This is a genomic window from Streptomyces sp. NPDC092369, assembly GCF_044755245.1.
Lineage (GTDB): Bacteria > Actinomycetota > Actinomycetes > Streptomycetales > Streptomycetaceae > Streptomyces.
Map to the genome: position 1 here is coordinate 956018 of NZ_JBIVQP010000001.1, position 14233 is coordinate 970250.

Annotated in this window: 14 protein-coding genes; 2 read left to right on the forward strand and 12 right to left on the reverse strand. The window is 70.4% G+C overall.

Translation table 11 applies throughout. The features are described from left to right. Window positions 1–22 precede the first annotated feature (22 nt). The gene (locus ACIQI8_RS04230; protein ID WP_402344753.1) at window positions 23–1504 is read right to left on the reverse strand and encodes an MFS transporter; all 1482 of its coding nucleotides are present in this window, start codon (window positions 1502–1504) and stop codon (window positions 23–25) included. 196 nt (window positions 1505–1700) lie between these two features. Here ACIQI8_RS04230 and ACIQI8_RS04235 point away from each other — a divergent pair, with 196 nt between their 5' ends. Beyond that, on the forward strand, window positions 1701–2303 hold the full coding sequence (locus ACIQI8_RS04235; RefSeq protein WP_402344755.1) for a TetR/AcrR family transcriptional regulator: 603 nt from the start codon (window positions 1701–1703) through the stop codon (window positions 2301–2303). 17 nt (window positions 2304–2320) lie between these two features. Here the strand turns inward: ACIQI8_RS04235 and ACIQI8_RS04240 are convergent, their stop codons facing one another. The 5 genes from ACIQI8_RS04240 to ACIQI8_RS04260 all read right to left on the reverse strand — a co-directional run bounded on the left by ACIQI8_RS04240 (window position 2321) and on the right by ACIQI8_RS04260 (window position 8784). Continuing rightward, window positions 2321–3382 (reverse strand): Ldh family oxidoreductase, encoded by a 1062-nt coding sequence (locus ACIQI8_RS04240; RefSeq protein WP_402344757.1) that lies wholly within the window; start codon window positions 3380–3382, stop codon window positions 2321–2323. Between the two features lie 20 nt (window positions 3383–3402). After that, window positions 3403–5112, reverse strand: a complete 1710-nt coding sequence (locus ACIQI8_RS04245; protein ID WP_402344759.1) for a thiamine pyrophosphate-dependent enzyme — start codon at window positions 5110–5112, stop codon at window positions 3403–3405. 13 nt (window positions 5113–5125) lie between these two features. Then, a complete protein-coding gene (locus ACIQI8_RS04250) occupies window positions 5126–5986 on the reverse strand; it encodes an amidohydrolase family protein (protein ID WP_402344760.1) in 861 nt (286 codons plus the stop codon). A gap of 130 nt (window positions 5987–6116) precedes the next feature. Next, window positions 6117–7325, reverse strand: coding sequence for an L-2-hydroxyglutarate oxidase (gene lhgO / locus ACIQI8_RS04255; RefSeq protein WP_402344762.1), 1209 nt, complete (start codon window positions 7323–7325; stop codon window positions 6117–6119). Next, a complete protein-coding gene (locus ACIQI8_RS04260; RefSeq protein WP_402344764.1) occupies window positions 7318–8784 on the reverse strand; it encodes an aldehyde dehydrogenase family protein in 1467 nt (488 codons plus the stop codon). Before ACIQI8_RS04260 ends, lhgO begins: the two co-directional genes overlap by 8 nt. Before the next feature lie 144 nt (window positions 8785–8928). On the opposite strand from ACIQI8_RS04260, the gene ACIQI8_RS04265 reads away from it, so the two are divergent. Beyond that, window positions 8929–9207, forward strand: coding sequence for a putative quinol monooxygenase (locus ACIQI8_RS04265; RefSeq protein WP_402344766.1), 279 nt, complete (start codon window positions 8929–8931; stop codon window positions 9205–9207). Window positions 9208–9289: 82 nt separating this feature from the next. Here the strand turns inward: ACIQI8_RS04265 and ACIQI8_RS04270 are convergent, their stop codons facing one another. Genes ACIQI8_RS04270 through ACIQI8_RS04295 form a run of 6 tightly spaced genes read right to left on the reverse strand, consistent with a single transcriptional unit; the run spans window position 9290 to window position 14215 of the window. Then, window positions 9290–10276, reverse strand: a complete 987-nt coding sequence (locus ACIQI8_RS04270) for a methionine synthase II (cobalamin-independent)-like protein (protein ID WP_402344768.1) — start codon at window positions 10274–10276, stop codon at window positions 9290–9292. Window positions 10277–10280: 4 nt separating this feature from the next. Further along, entirely contained in the window at window positions 10281–10757 is a 477-nt protein-coding gene (locus tag ACIQI8_RS04275) for a heme-binding protein (RefSeq protein WP_402344770.1), read from the reverse strand. Further along, a complete protein-coding gene (locus ACIQI8_RS04280; protein WP_402344772.1) occupies window positions 10754–11557 on the reverse strand; it encodes an alpha/beta fold hydrolase in 804 nt (267 codons plus the stop codon). Before ACIQI8_RS04280 ends, ACIQI8_RS04275 begins: the two co-directional genes overlap by 4 nt. Window positions 11558–11583: 26 nt before the next feature. Next, the gene (locus tag ACIQI8_RS04285) at window positions 11584–11955 is read right to left on the reverse strand and encodes a VOC family protein (RefSeq protein ID WP_402344774.1); all 372 of its coding nucleotides are present in this window, start codon (window positions 11953–11955) and stop codon (window positions 11584–11586) included. Continuing rightward, window positions 11952–12770 carry a fumarylacetoacetate hydrolase family protein gene (locus ACIQI8_RS04290; RefSeq protein WP_402344776.1) on the reverse strand — a complete coding sequence of 273 codons (819 nt, stop codon included), beginning with the start codon at window positions 12768–12770 and terminating at the stop codon, window positions 11952–11954. Before ACIQI8_RS04290 ends, ACIQI8_RS04285 begins: the two co-directional genes overlap by 4 nt. Beyond that, window positions 12767–14215 carry an NAD-dependent succinate-semialdehyde dehydrogenase gene (locus ACIQI8_RS04295; protein WP_402344778.1) on the reverse strand — a complete coding sequence of 483 codons (1449 nt, stop codon included), beginning with the start codon at window positions 14213–14215 and terminating at the stop codon, window positions 12767–12769. Before ACIQI8_RS04295 ends, ACIQI8_RS04290 begins: the two co-directional genes overlap by 4 nt. Window positions 14216–14233: the final 18 nt, after the last annotated feature.

Here is a 14233-nt window from a genome sequence, read left to right on the forward strand (position 1 = left end):
GCGGACCGCGCGTAGGGGTGTGTCAGCCGCGCGGGCCGGAGGCCATGGGCGCCGGGTTCGGCTCCGCCGTCTTCGACAGGTCCGTGGACAAGTCCCCGGACGGGTCGGTGGCGGCTCGGAGCGAACCCGAGAGTCCGCGGGCCCGCGTCGGGACCAGGAGCGCCGCCAGCGCGGCCGCCAGGCACAGCGCCGCCAGCAGGGCGAAGCCGTGGGTGTAGCCGGATTCGTACGGCAGGCCCGAGGGCTGCAGGTGGCCGGTGACCAGGACGCTGGTCAGCGCGGCGCCGATGGAGCCGCCGATGGTGCGGATGTTGGCGTTCATACCGGTGGCCGCGCCGGTCTGGGAGGCGGGCACGCTGCCGACGATGAGGTTGGCCATCGAGGCGAAGGCGAGTCCGATACCGAGGCCGAACACGCCCGAGACCAGGGCGACTTGCCACTGCGCGTCGTGCCACAGGGCGAGCATGCCCAGAGCCAGCGCGCCGAGCGCGGCACCGGTGGTGAGGAGCGACTTGGCGCCCACGGCCGGTTCCAGCCGGCCGCTGAGGATGCCGGAGACGAACATCGCCACCAGCATCGGGAGCATCAGGAGCCCGGAGGCCGTGACGCTCGCGCCGAAGCCGTATCCGGCGGCCGACGGGGTCTGCACGAAGCCCGGCAGGAAGGACCACAGGGCGTACATGCCCGCGCCGAACAGCAGGGCGGCGGTGTTGGTGGTCCACACGGCGGGCAGCCGCATCACGCGCAGGTCGATGAGCGGGGTCCGGGAGCGGGCCTCGGCCAGCAGCCACAGCGCGAACAGGACGACGGCCGCGGCGAAGAGGCCGATCACGCGGCCCGAGCCCCAGCCCCACACGCTCGCCTGGCTCAGCGGCAGCAGCAGGGCGACCAGCCATGCCGAGAGCAGTCCGGCGCCGAGCCAATTCACCTTGCCCTCGGCCCTGTTGGGTGACTCTGGCACATAGCGCAGGGCGATGAGCGTGGTCACCGCGACCACGGCGACCGGGATCCAGAACAGCCAGCGGTAGTTGAGGGCGGACACGATGGGACCGGCCGCCACGATGCCGACGCCACCGCCCGCGGCGATGACGGCGGACAGGTTGCTGATGCTGCCGCTGACCCGGGAGGCGTCGAACTCGTCCCGGATGATGCCGAACGACAGCGGGAACAGGGCACCGCCGATGCCCTGGACGACCCGGGCGACGATGAGCACGCCGATGTTCGGCGCGAGCGCGGCGAGCAGACAGCCGAGCGCCACGACGACCAGGACGGACACCAGTGTGCGCTTCTTGCCGATCAGGTCCCCGACCCGGCCGAGGATCGGGGTGAAGACGGAGGCGGACAGCAGATAGGCCGTCATCACCCAGGTCGCGGTGGACTGCGAGGTGTGCAGCGCGTGCTGGACGGTCGGCAGGGCCGGCGCGATCAGCGACTGCAGCATGGAGAACACGCCGGCACCGGTCGCGAGCACCGCGAAGGTGAGACGGGTGGACTTGCGGGGCATGAAAGGGCCTCTCCGAACCGAGGGAGATGGAGACAGGGAGAGAAGAGATGGGAGATACGGGGGTGGAGTCGCGTCGGCCGGGCGTGCGGCCGCACGCATCCACACCGGGCCCACCCACACTGGTAAAGTGGAGGTACCCCTCCACTGTAGCGGAGGCACACCTCCGGTTCAACCCGTCCCATCCCGGGAGGCACCCGTGACCGCCCAGCCGTCGCCCGTCAGCGAGGCACTGTCGTTCCCCGTCAGCGAGATCGTCGCGTCCCAGCGGCCCCACCGTAAGGACGCGGCCCGCAACTACGACGCCCTGCTGGTCGCGGCACGCGCGGCGTTCGCCGAGAACGGCGCGGAGGCGTCCCTGGAGGACATCGCCCGCCGCGCGGGCGTCGGCATCGGCACCCTGTACCGGAACTTCCCGACCCGCCGCCACCTCTTCGAGAGCGTGTACGCGGACGAGGTCAACGACCTGGTACGGGTCGCCCGGCAGGTCGCCGACCAGGAACCCTGGGAGGCCCTGACCTCATGGCTCGACCGGTTCGCCGCCTACATGGTGACCAAGCGCGCGATCCGGGAGGCCCTCGACGGGGAGTCGGAGATCCTCAACGCCTGCCGCGACTCGATGTACGCCGCGGGCGGTCCGCTCTTCGAGCGCGCCCAGGCGGCCGGGGTCGCCCGCACGGACATGGACTTCGGCGATCTCATCCGCATGGTCGCGGGCGTCACCGGAACGACCTTCCTGGACGACGCCCAGCGCGACCGGGTCCTGGCCATCGCCCTGGACGGCGTCCGCGTGACCCGCTGAGATCCGGCGTCTCCCTGCTAGCCGATCGTCCTCGGCAGCCGCACGTCCAGCTTCTCCGCCTGTTCCGTCAGGTCGCGCCAGACCTTCGGGGCCACCGGGACGCCCTGTTCGCCCCGCACGACACCCACGGCCGCGCTGCGTTCGCCGGGGTAGTGGACACCCTCCGCACCCTCCGCCACCGGGAGGTCCTTGAGTGTGGCCAGGGTGGTGTCGACGTTCGCGACGAAGGCGTCGGCGTCGCCGAAGGCGGCCGGGTCCAGGGCTATCAACAGGGCGTTCTGGCGGTGTTCGCGGCCTGCTGGATCGTCCGAATGGAACGAGGCGAAGATCGGCGCGCCCACGAGGACGCTCGTCAGCAGCTCGAAGGCCAGGGACATGCCGGAACCCTTGGCGCCGCCCAACGGCAGGGGCATGACCGCCAGTTCAGGGTCCGTGGTGGGGGTGCCGTCCTCGGTGGCGGCCGCGCCCTCGGGCAGCGGGGTGCCGCTCGCCCTGGCCTGACGGATCTTGCCGAGGGCGATGGTCGCGGTGGCCATGTCGAGGAGCAGCGGGGCGTGGTCGCGGGCCGGTACCGCGACGGCGAGCGGGCTGGTGGCGACAGCCGCACCCTTGACGCCGGTGTAGCCCATGTTGGGCATGCCGGCCACGAACCCGACGCCGACCAGGCCCTGTTCGGCGATCCTGGAGACGTAGTAGCCGATGGCGCCGGTGTGCACGGTGCGGCGGACGCCGACGGAGGCGATGCCGGTCACGCGGGCGCGCCGGACCGCCTCGTCGGCGGCGGCGCTGAGGGCGACCGGGCCAGGAGCGCGGTCCGCGTCGAGGACGGCGGCGGCCGGGGTGGTCGACTCGGCCGTGATCTCGGCGTCGGCGTTGGCGACGCCCTTGGCGAGCAGCTCCAGGTAGGCGGGGACACGGGCGATGCCGTGGGAGTCGACTCCGCGCAGGGCGGCCCAGACGAACACGTCGGCGGTGGTGCGGGCGCGTTCGGGGTTGAGGCCGCCCTTCTCCAGGAGGGCCGCGGAGAAGGCGCGCAGGTCGTCGGCGGGGACCAGGACCTTCGACGGTGTGGTGGACATGGTGGCGGGTGCCTCCTGGATCAGCGGGTGACGAGCACGTCGACGACGGCGGTGGTGCCCCCGGTCACGGCCTTGAGGGCGCGCTCCAGCGCGGGCGTGAGGGCTTCCGTGGTGTCGACGGTCTCGGTGTGCATGCCGAACGGCTCGGCGAACTGCGCGAGTCGGGGCAGCCGGTGCAGGTCGGTGCCGAGCCATTCACCGGTCTCGGCGGCGGCGCCGTCGGGATAGAAGCGGCGGTGGTTCAGGTTCATGGACTTGTAGACGCGGTTGTTGAACACCACGATCAGCAGCGGGAGTTCGTACGCCCTGGAGGCGTCGTACGACGGGATGACCGGGTTGTAGGCGAAGGCGCCGTCGCCGATGGTGAGCACCACCGGGCGCTGTGGAGCGGCGAGTTTGACGCCGAGGGCGACCGCGATGCCCTGGCCGAGACCGCCCTGGACGTAGAAGTAGGAGTCGGGGGCGTCGGTCCGCATGTGGCGCCTGACCACGCGGCTGTGGGTGATGGTCTCGTCGACGACGATGCCGTCCCGCCCGTCGAGGAGTGTGCGCAGGGTCGCGGCGACGAGCACCGGATCGATGCCCTCGGCATCGGCGGCCTTGGTCTCGGCGGCGGTGACGGCGGCCGACTCGGCGGCGTGCCGCTGTTCCTGCGCCGTACGACGGACGGCGATCGCCGCCTCGTCGAGATCCTTCGCCCGTTTCGTCAGCTGGCGCAGGGTGTTGGTGACGTTGCCTTCCAAGTAGCGGTCGGCGAGCAGGACTTGGTAGACGACGTGCGGGCGCTGGGGCACCTCGTCGATGACGACGACCTTCGCCTTGGCGGGTCGGCGCGAGGGCGGGTAGAAGGGTGCGCGGCAGTTGACCAGGAGGATCAGGTCCGCCTCGTCCATCCACGGGCCGATGTCGTTGCCGGCGTGCAGCGGGTGGGTGCGCGGGAAGTTGCCGCAGACCGCCGAGTCGGGCTCGACGACCGGGATGTGCCAGGCCTCGGCGAAGGCGACCAGAGCCTCGAAGCCGCCCGTCTCACGGCCCGAAGTCTCCGTGACGATCACGGGGTTGGCGGCCTCACGGATCAACTGGGCGACGGGGTCGACCTCTTCGGGCGAGCTGTGCGTGGAGCCCGGCGCGACGACCGGCTTTGCCTCGCGGCCGTCCCACTCCTCAAGGAGGATCTCCAGCGGGATGTTGAGGTAGGCCGGTCCCGCCGGCGCTCGCCATGCCAGCTCCGCGGCCCGCGTGATCATGGTCGGCAGGGTGTGGACGCTCGCGGCCTCGGTGGACCACTTGGTGAAGGGCTGCGCGATGCCGTGCGGGCCGCCCACGACGGACAGGTTGCGGTACCACTGGCCGCCCGGATCGTGGCCGGGGGCGTCGCCGTACGTGGTGGACTCCGAGGAGGCGACCACCATCGGGACGCCGGCGAGGAGCGCGCCGTGCACGGCCATGGAGCCCTGGAGCAGTCCGGGGGCCGCGTGCAGCAGGACGCCCTGGGGGCGCCGTCTGACCAGGCCGAAGCCGGTGGCCATGCCGACGGCGACGGTCTCGTGGGTCAGGTCGAGGTACTCCGGGGCGGGTTCGCCGTCGCGGTGCCGGCGGGCCAGCGCCTCCCACACCGGTGCCCACTCGGACCCCGACGAGCAGAAGAGGTACTCGGCGCCGACGGCGTTGAGGGCGGAGACGACGGCGTCACCGCCGTCGACGCGCGGGTTGTGCGGGTAGTCCGTCATCTCTGGTGCTTCCTCAGCCCTCGATCGGCCAGTTCAGGACCTCGGAGATACCGCGGCCCATGATCCATTCAAGCTCTTCGGGCGTGAAGTCCCAGTGCTTGGTGAACTGCTCGATCGTGTCGGTGTAGGTGATGCCGTGGCCGAGCAGCCGCGTGATGTCGGTGCCGTAGAAGCACCGCTGCGGGCCCATCCTGTCGACCATCTCGCGGACGTACTTCTGGATGTTGTTGTTCGGGAAGGGCTGGGTGGAGTAGCCCGGCAACGCCGACACCTTGACGTAGATGTTCGGGTGGGCGGCAAGCTCGGCGGTCTCCGCGACCCAGTAGCCGATCGCGTCGTCCACGCAGCGGGCCATGATGCCCATGTGGTCGATGATGATCTTCAACTCGGGGTGCTTGTCGGCGATTTCGCCCAGCTCACGCTTCCAGATGGGGGCGTGCACCATGGTCGGGATGCCCAACTCGGCGGCGATCGGCCAGTACCAGTCGTTGGTGCCGTCGATCATCCAGTTGCGATCCTGCGGCCGGTGGAAGGTCAGCCGGGTCCCCTTCACATACGGGTTCTCGGCGAAGTCCTTGAGCATCGCCGTGCCCTCTTCGGGCTTGTTCTGCGGGATCCGGGCCATGATGCCGAAGCGGTCGGGATGCGCCTCGCACGCCTGAAGGGCGTAGTCGATGCGGTCGCCCTCCCAGGACGGCGGCAGGATCAGCGCACGGTTGACGCCCGCCTCGTCCATCAACTCCAGGGCCTCCTCGTAGGAGAAGGGGTCCTCCCGGTGGCCGTTGAGACGGATGCGCTCCCGGGCGCCGGGGACCCAGGGGCGGTCCGGGGTCTCTTCCTTCCAGATGTGGATCTGGGTGTCGACGACGAACATCCTTCAACTCTTTCTGTCGAACGGGGTGATGGGAGTTACGGAGGGAACGCTAGGCGGGTCCCGCGGCCTTGCTAAGGCCCCGGGAGCGCAAGCAGTTATTGCGTGAAAGTGCGCCGTACGCAGGGCGTTCTCAGTTTGCGGCGGCACCATCGAAGACCGTCCGCACGATGTGTTCGGCGATCGCCATCGACGCGGTCGCGGCCGGCGAGGGCGCGTTGCGTACGGCGGTGACCCGACCGGCCCGATGGATGCGGAAGTCGTCCACGAGCGTGCCGTCCCGGTCCAGCGCCTGGGCCCGCACACCCGCCCCGCCGCGCACGACATCACGGACGCCGACTCCGGGGACGTACAGCCCGGCGTCCCTCATGAAGGCCGCGGTCGAGAAGGAGCCGCGGTACTCCCTGATTCCGGTACGCCAGTGCCGGGCCGCCATCCTCCAGGCGCCGGGGTAGGCGGCGAGGCCCACCAGGTCCCGCGGCGAGATCCTGGTCCTGCTGTAGCCCTCCCTGGCGAGGGCGAGGACCGCGTTGGGGCCGACCTCCACGCAACCGTCCACGCGGGGCGTGAAGTGGATGCCGAGGAAGGGGTAACGCGGGTCGGGCACCGGGTAGATGAGGCCGCGCACCAGGTTCGCGCGCTCCGGCCTCAGCAGCATGTACTCACCCCGGAACGGGACGATCCGAGGTTCCTGCGCGTCCTGCGCGAGCCTAGCGACCGAGTCGGACTGGAGGCCCGCGCAGAGGATCAACCGATCCACGCGCACACGTTCCTGCGCGGACCCCACCTCCACGCCGCCTGGCACATTCCTCAACGAGCAGACGGGAAAGCCCAGTTTCACCTCGCCGCCGGAGTCGACGACGTCCTGGGCGAAGGCGCGGGCGATCGCCGGGTAGTCGGTGATCGCGGTGCGCGGGGAGTGCAGGGCGGCGATCCCGCCGGCGTGCGGCTCGATCTCGCGGATCTCCTCACGGGAGAGCCTGCGCAGGTCGGGCACGTGGTTGGTGCGGGCCCGCTCGAACAGGGCATCCATCCGGCCGAGTTCGTCCTCGCGGACGGCCACGACGAGCTTGCCGACCTCGCGGTACGGGAGTTGACGGTCCTGGCAGTACTCGCGCAGCAGGGCGACGCCGCGCACGCACAGGTCGGCCTTGAGGCTGCCGGGTGGGTAGTACAGACCGGCGTGCACGACACCGGAGTTGTGGCCGGTCTGGTGGCGGGAGACCTCCGGCTCCTTCTCGAAGACGACGACCCGCGTGCCGGGTCGGCTGAGGGCGATCTCACGGGCGGTCGCCAGCCCCACGATGCCGGCGCCGACGACGCCGATGGTCTCGTCAGCCACAACTCTGCTCCGGAGCGCCGAGGTTGACGGCGACCGTCTTGACCCGGGTGGAGAAGCGGAGCACCTCGTCGCCCTGCTCCTTGTACGCCGTACCGGAGTCGTGGAACCCGCCGAAGGGCAGGTGGACGTCCCAGCCGGTGGTCGTGGAGTTGACCGCGACCTGCCCGCACTCGGCCGCGTCGGCGAAGCGGTACGCGTGGCCCAGATCGCGGGTGAAGACGGCGGCGGCGAGCCCGAAGTCGGAGTCGTTGACCGCCTCGACGGCCGCGTCGAAGTCGGCGGCGGCGCGCAGGACGAGGACGGGACCGAAGACCTCCTCGCGCCAGATCGCCATCTCGGGCGTGATGTCGGCGAGGACGGTCGGCCGGACGTAACAGCCGTGGGCCCGCTCGCCGTTGGTGTCGGCCTGGACGCCCGTGAGCACGCTGGCTCCCTGCTCGCGTGCGCGGGCCAGGTCGGCGAGGACGGAGTCACGCTGCTCGGGGCTGGAGAGCGGGCACAGGGTGGTCGCCGGATCGGAGCCTGGGCCGACGGTCAGCGTCTCGACCTCGGCGACCAGCAACCGCGCGAACTCCTCGTACACCGGCTGCTCGACGATCACCCGGCTGGTGGCGGTGCAGCGCTGTCCGGCCTGGCCGAAGGAGGCGGCGACGACGGCCTTCGCGGCGGTCGGCAGGTCGGCGTCGCGCAGGATCACGGAGGCGTTCTTGCCGCCGAGTTCGCCCTGGAAGCGGACGTTGCGGTCGGCGAGGCGGCGGCGGATGCGGTTGCCCACGGCGTTGGAGCCGGTGAAGGTGATGCCGACGATGCGTGGGTCGTCGAGGAGGGCCTCCTCGATCTCGGCGGTGCGCCCTGTGACGACGTTCAGGACACCGGCCGGCAGGCCCGCGTCGTGCAGGGCGCGGGCGAAGTGCAGCCCCGACACAGGGGTTTCGGTGGCCGGCTTGAACACGGCCGCGTTGCCGGTGGCGAGCAGCGGGGCGAGCTTGCGGGCCGGGGTGATCAACGGATCGTTCCAAGGACTGATCACGAGGATCACACCGATGGGCTCGCGTTGAGTGTGCGTACGGTGGTTCGGGCGTACGTCGTGCAGGAGCGTGCCGTAGCCCTGCCGGGCGAGAGCGGCGTAGTACTCCAGGAAATCCGCCGACTTGAGCGTCTCGGCGGTCGCCTCCGCTCGGGTCTTGCCGTTCTCGGCGGTGACGTCGGCCGCGATCTCCTCGGCCCGCTCGCGGATCAGGCGCGCCGCCTCGGTGAGGACCCGGGCTCGCTCGAAAGGGCTCGTGCGCTTCCAGACGGCGAAGCCGCGCTCGGCGTGGTCGTAGGCGCGGGTGACGTCCTTGGCGGCGAGGGCGGGGACGCGGGCGAAGGGGGTGCGGATGTCGGCCGGGTCGTGGACGTCGATCCAGTCGGCGGTCGTGATCCACTCCCCTCCGGAGAGGGTTTCGAGAGTACGCATGCGGTTCACCACATCTCACTGGGCGAGGGGGGACCAGCCCCGGGGCGGCACGCATTGGTTGCGCTCCGCGCGAGCCGCTCATCAGGTGGTTCGTGTTGGAATCGGCGGGTCGGAGGATCGGAATCGGCGAGGAGAGAACAAGACATGGGGTACGCCGTCATCGCCCGTTACCAGTGCGCGCCGGAGGACGAGGCCGCAGTGCGTGACGCTCTGCTGGAGATGCGCGACGAGAGCAGGGCCGAGGCCGCGAACGAGGCGTATGAGGTTCATGTGGTGGTCGGCGGGTTTCTGCTCTACGAGCGGTATGCCGACGAGGCCGGGTTCGAAGCGCATAAGGCTGCGCCGCATTTCAAGGAACTGATCGTGGAGACGGTGTGGCCGTTGCTGACCGAGCGAACGGTGACTATTGCCGAGGCGCTTTAGCGTCTGCCTGGCTTGTGTGTGTTCAGGGGCGCGGGTGGTGTGTGGCTGATCGCGCAGTTCCCCGCGCCCCTGACGGGGCGCTCTAGAACTCGTTGCCCCAGCAGTACCGGGCGATTGTCTCGACCAGGACCAGCTTCTGGCGCTGGGCCTCGGCCGTCAGCAGAGGTCGGCTTGCCACATCCGCGAAGCCTCGGGACGGGGAGACCGCTCCGTCCTCCAGGTCCTTGAACTCGGCTACCGCGTCGATCCGTTGCATCACCGTGTCGATGTCCTCCAGCTCTGGGACGGTCGCGTCGACCACGCCGAGGCAGAAGTCGCGATCCTCCGGGAGTGACCTGACCAGGTCGAGTTCGGCCTGGGTGCCCTGGTCGAAGGGGAGGATCCAGCGGTCCGCCGGGATGTCCGCGTACAGCTTCTCGGTGCGGATCCGGTCGGCCTCCGCGGGTGCCGTCCAGCCGGGGCAGACGCCTATCCGGACGCCCTCGGGGCGCTCGTCCAGGCGTACCGCCAACGCCTCCACGGCGAGCGTGTCCGCGAAGGACAGCGCGCCGCGGTCGCCTGCCAACTGGGCAAGGAGCAGCGGGTTGTTGAGCTGGATGAGGCGTACGCCCTTGGCCACCAGCAGCTCGATCTCCGCCCCGATGATCTCCGCCAGGGCCTCCCCCAGCTCGCGTGCGGAGGACACGCCCAGGCCGGGTTCGTACGTCATGGCGGCCAGGTAGGCCGGAGAGGGCAGCGATGCCTTCGGCGCGATCACCGTCAGTTCGGAGAGCTTGGCGGCCGAGTCGGTTAGCAGTGGGCCGGACGCCTTCGGGAGTGACTCGGCGATCCAGCGGACCAAGCCGTCGGGGCTCGTCTCGTCCGTACGGCGGAATCCTGACACACCGTCAAGTACCGCGCTGCGGAAGTCCTCTCGCGGTATGTCTCCGTCGGTGACGACGGTGGAGCGCAGTCGGCGCTGGAGGGCCACCGCGTCCTTGACCGCCTGCTCCACGCCGATCGTGGCGAGGTCGCCGGGGCGGACCAGGCTGCCGTGGTGGTCGATGCGGTAGTTGAAGGTGTCCGCCATGACGTCACGCGTCCTTTCCGGACGGAGTCGGCTTGCCCGCTGTGCCCCATGCCGCGAACTCCAGCTCGTAGCCGAGGGATTCGAGGACCTCCTCGGCGATCCGCTGGTCCTCGTCCGCCGTGCCGCCGGCGATGCCGAGGCCGCCGATGATCTCGCCGTTCCTCTTGATGGTGAGGCTGCCTTCGGTGGCCATGATCGGCATGGACGCGCCGGGGAGTTGGGAGAGCTGGGAGAAGAACACCGGCTGGCTCTCCTGCCACTTCTTCAGCATCGTGCCGGGGCGTTGCATGATCGCGGCGGTGTAGGCCTTGGCGCGGGCGATGTCCGGGGTGAGCGGGCGGGCGCCGTCCGGGCGGCGGATCGCGATGGGGAAGCCGCCGGCGTCCACCACGGCCACGCTCACCGCCTTTCCGATGGCCTGGGCGCGTTTGTGGGCGGCGTCGATGATCTCCTCGGCGGCGTCCAGGGTGAGGCTGCTCATGCGGCTTCCTTCGGTGCGGTGAGGGTGCGGCGCAGGTGGGCGACGGCCGCGTTGTACCGCGCGGGCGCCTCCCAGTACATGGAGTGCGGTGCGTCCGGGACGATCTCCAGGTGCGAGCCGGGCAGCAGTTCGTGGGCGCGGGTCACAGTCTTCACGCTGAGCACCGCGTCCTTCTCCCCTGCCAGGAAGGCGACTCGCACGCCGGAGGCCTGGATCTCCGCCAGGGAGGGGCCGTTGGTGTCGAGGTTGCGCAGGTCCTGCATCCGGGCGACGTTGAAGGTGCCCATCTGCTGGAACAGGAAGGTCAGATCGGCGCGCTCCCGCTGGAACGGCTTGGTGAGCAGCCGGTCGATGACGGGCAGCTTGACGGCCTCGGCGCGGTCGGCGGCGGCCAGTTCCTTGAGTTCGGGGTGGCTGATGCCGCCGAGGGAGTGGCCGAGGACGACTGAGGAGACGCGTTCGGGGCGCAGCAGTCCGGCGCGCAGGGCGGCGACCGAACCGATGGACTGGCCGACCAGCATGGCGTCGGTGATGTTCTCCGCGTCGAGGACGGCGACCACGTCACCCGGGAAGTCCTGGCCGTCGAACTCGGGCCTGGACGAGTGCGGAGGGGTGGGCGTGTCGGACTTGCCGAAGCCGCGCAGGTCCACGGTGACGATCGTGAACTCCTCGCGCAGTGCGGCCACTTGCTGCCACCAGGCGGCATGGTGTCCGCCGCTGCCGTGCACGAACAGGATCGCCGGACCGCTGCCGTGCCGCTCGTAGTAGATGGAGGTGCCGTCGGAGTCGGCGATGGGCATGAGGATGAACTCCCGTGCAGGCAGGCTCAGTTGGGGCGCCTGGCGTGGTGGACCAGCTCGATCATGGTGTGGTCGGGGTCGTGGATGTAGCAGAACTTGGACTGGTTCTCGGGGCGTTGGATCGGGCGGGTGTGCCGGATGCCCAGTTCCTGGAGGTGGTCGAGGAAGTCGTCCCAGTCGTCGACCTCGACGGCGAAGTGATAGGGCGCCATGCGCTCCATCCCCTCGACCGGTGTGAAGTGGAGGTCGAAGTTTCCCCGGGTCATCAGCACCACACGGGTGTTGGACTTGGGCATGATCCGCTTCATCCCGAAGACCTTCGTGTACCACTCGGCGGTCCGGTCGGGGTCGGTGGTGGGGAAGTTGACGTGGTGGATGTAGCGCGGTTCCTTGCTCATGGCTCGTTCCCTTCGAGGTGTACGGGGTTGGAGAGCACGCCGATGCCGCTGATCCCGATCTCCACGGTGTCCCCGGGCTCCAGTTGGCAGGTGGCCTCGGTGCCCATCCACAGCACGTCACCGGGGTGCACGGTGGTGTGCTGGGTGATCTCGACGAGGTGGTCGAAGGGGTCGAACACCATGTCGCCGGTGGGGAATTCGGCCCGCGTCTCGCCGTTCACGCGCAGGGTGGTGGTCTGGGCGAGGGCGTCGACGTCGGTCTCGATCCAGGGCCCCATGGGCTTGAACGTGTCGCTGTTCTTGCTGCGCCAGAAGGTGCGGTCCTGGTGCTGCCAGGTGCGGGCGCTGACGTCGTTGCCGATGGTCCAGCCGAAGACCGACTGGCGCGCCTCCTCGTAGGTGGCGTGCCGCAGCGTTCGTCCGACGACGGCGACCAGTTCGGGCTCGGCCTCGAAGCGTCCGGTGACCTCGGCGGGCTTGATGATGGGTGAACGGTGGCCGGTGAGGGCGTTGTTGGCCCGGTAGCCGACCTCGGGACGTTTCGGGGTCTCGGCGCCGGCGTGCGCGATGTGCCGCGGGTAGTTCATGCCGACGGCGTAGAAGACGGGCGGGAGGACGGGCGGCAGCCAGACGGCTTCCGCGACCGGCACGATCCCGATCACGTCCTGGACACCATCCGACGAGGAGCCGGACAGCGACTCGTGAGCCGAGCCGAACGGCAGCTCGAACGGAGAGCCGGACAACAACTCGATGTCCCGGTCCCCCACCCGGCCCCAGACCGCCCGTCCGTCGACCGCGATCCGCGCGTACCTCATGGCACCAGCAGGTGGGAGACGCGCTTGGTGACCAGGTAGGAGTCCAGGGCCTCGGGCCCGCCCTCCCGCCCGTAGCCGCTCTCCTTGACCCCACCGGAGGGTGCCTCGTGGACCGAGCCGCCGCAGTGGTTGAGGGAGAGGATCCCGGCCTCCAACTCGGCGGAAAGTCGTTCCGCGGTGGCCGCGTCGCGGGTGAATCCATAGGCGGCGAGACCGTACGGCAGGCCGTTCGCGGTCTTCAACGCCTCGTCGAGGTCCGTGAACGGCACGATGGGCGCGAGCGGTCCGAACGGCTCCTCGTGCATCACTTCCGCGTCCGGCGGTACGTCGACGAGGACGGTCGGCACGAAGAAGTACCCGGCGCGGTCGAGCCGTTCGCCACCGGTGAGCACCTTGGCTCCGCGGGCGACGGCGTCGGCGGTCAGGCGCTGCATCGCGGTGAGCCGGCGTTCGTTGGCGAGCGGGCCCATGGTGGTGTCCTCGGCCAGGCCGTCGCCGACGACCACGGACTCGGCGGCCGTCACGAACTCCGCGGTGAAGTCGTCGATCAGGCTCTCGTGGACAATGAACCGGCTCGGTGAGGTGCACACCTGGCCCGCGTTGAGGAACTTGGCCTGGGCGGCGCGCCGGGCGGCCACCGCCGGGTCGGCGTCCGCGCAGACGATCACCGGGGCGTGGCCGCCCAGTTCCATCAGGGCGGGCTTCATGACCCTGCCGGCCTCGGCGGCGAGCAGCTTGCCGACCGGGACCGACCCGGTGAAGGCGATCAGGCGGGTGACCGGCGAGGCGATCAACTGGGCTGACACTTGCGCCGGTTCACCGAAGACCAGGTTGAGGACGCCGGCCGGCAGTCCCGCGTCCACGAAGCAGGCGACCAGGGCCGCGGCGGTCGCCGGCGTCTCCTCGGAGGCCTTGATGACGATCGAGCAGCCGGCGGTCAGCGCGGAGGAGATCTTCCGCATGGGGCCGCCCGCGGGGAAGTTCCACGGCACGAACGCGGCGACCGGGCCGACCGGCTCGCGGCGCACGGAGAGCACGGTGCCGGGCGCGGACGGGATGAGGCGGCCGTACGCGCGGCGAGCGTCCTCGATGTGCCAGCGCAGGGTGTCGGCGACCCGGCGGGCCTCACCTGCGGCCTCCGCGAGGGGTTTTCCCTGCTCCTGCGTCATGATCCGGCCCACTGCGGCGGCTCGTTCGGTGAGCAGGTCGGCGGCGGTGTGCAGGATCCGGGTCCGGTCGGCGACGGACGTGCCGCGCCAGGTGCGGAAGCCCGTGTCGGCGGCCGCGAGGGCGCGGTCGAGGTCGGCGGGGGTGGCGAGGGGTACGTCGCCGATCACCTTTTCGGTGGCCGGGTTCACGATCGGGGCGGTACGTCCGGTGCCGCCCTGGCACCACTCGCCCGCTATGTACATGCGGACGGCGGGGTAGCCGTGGTCGGTGGTCATGGGTGGGTGCCCTCTCAG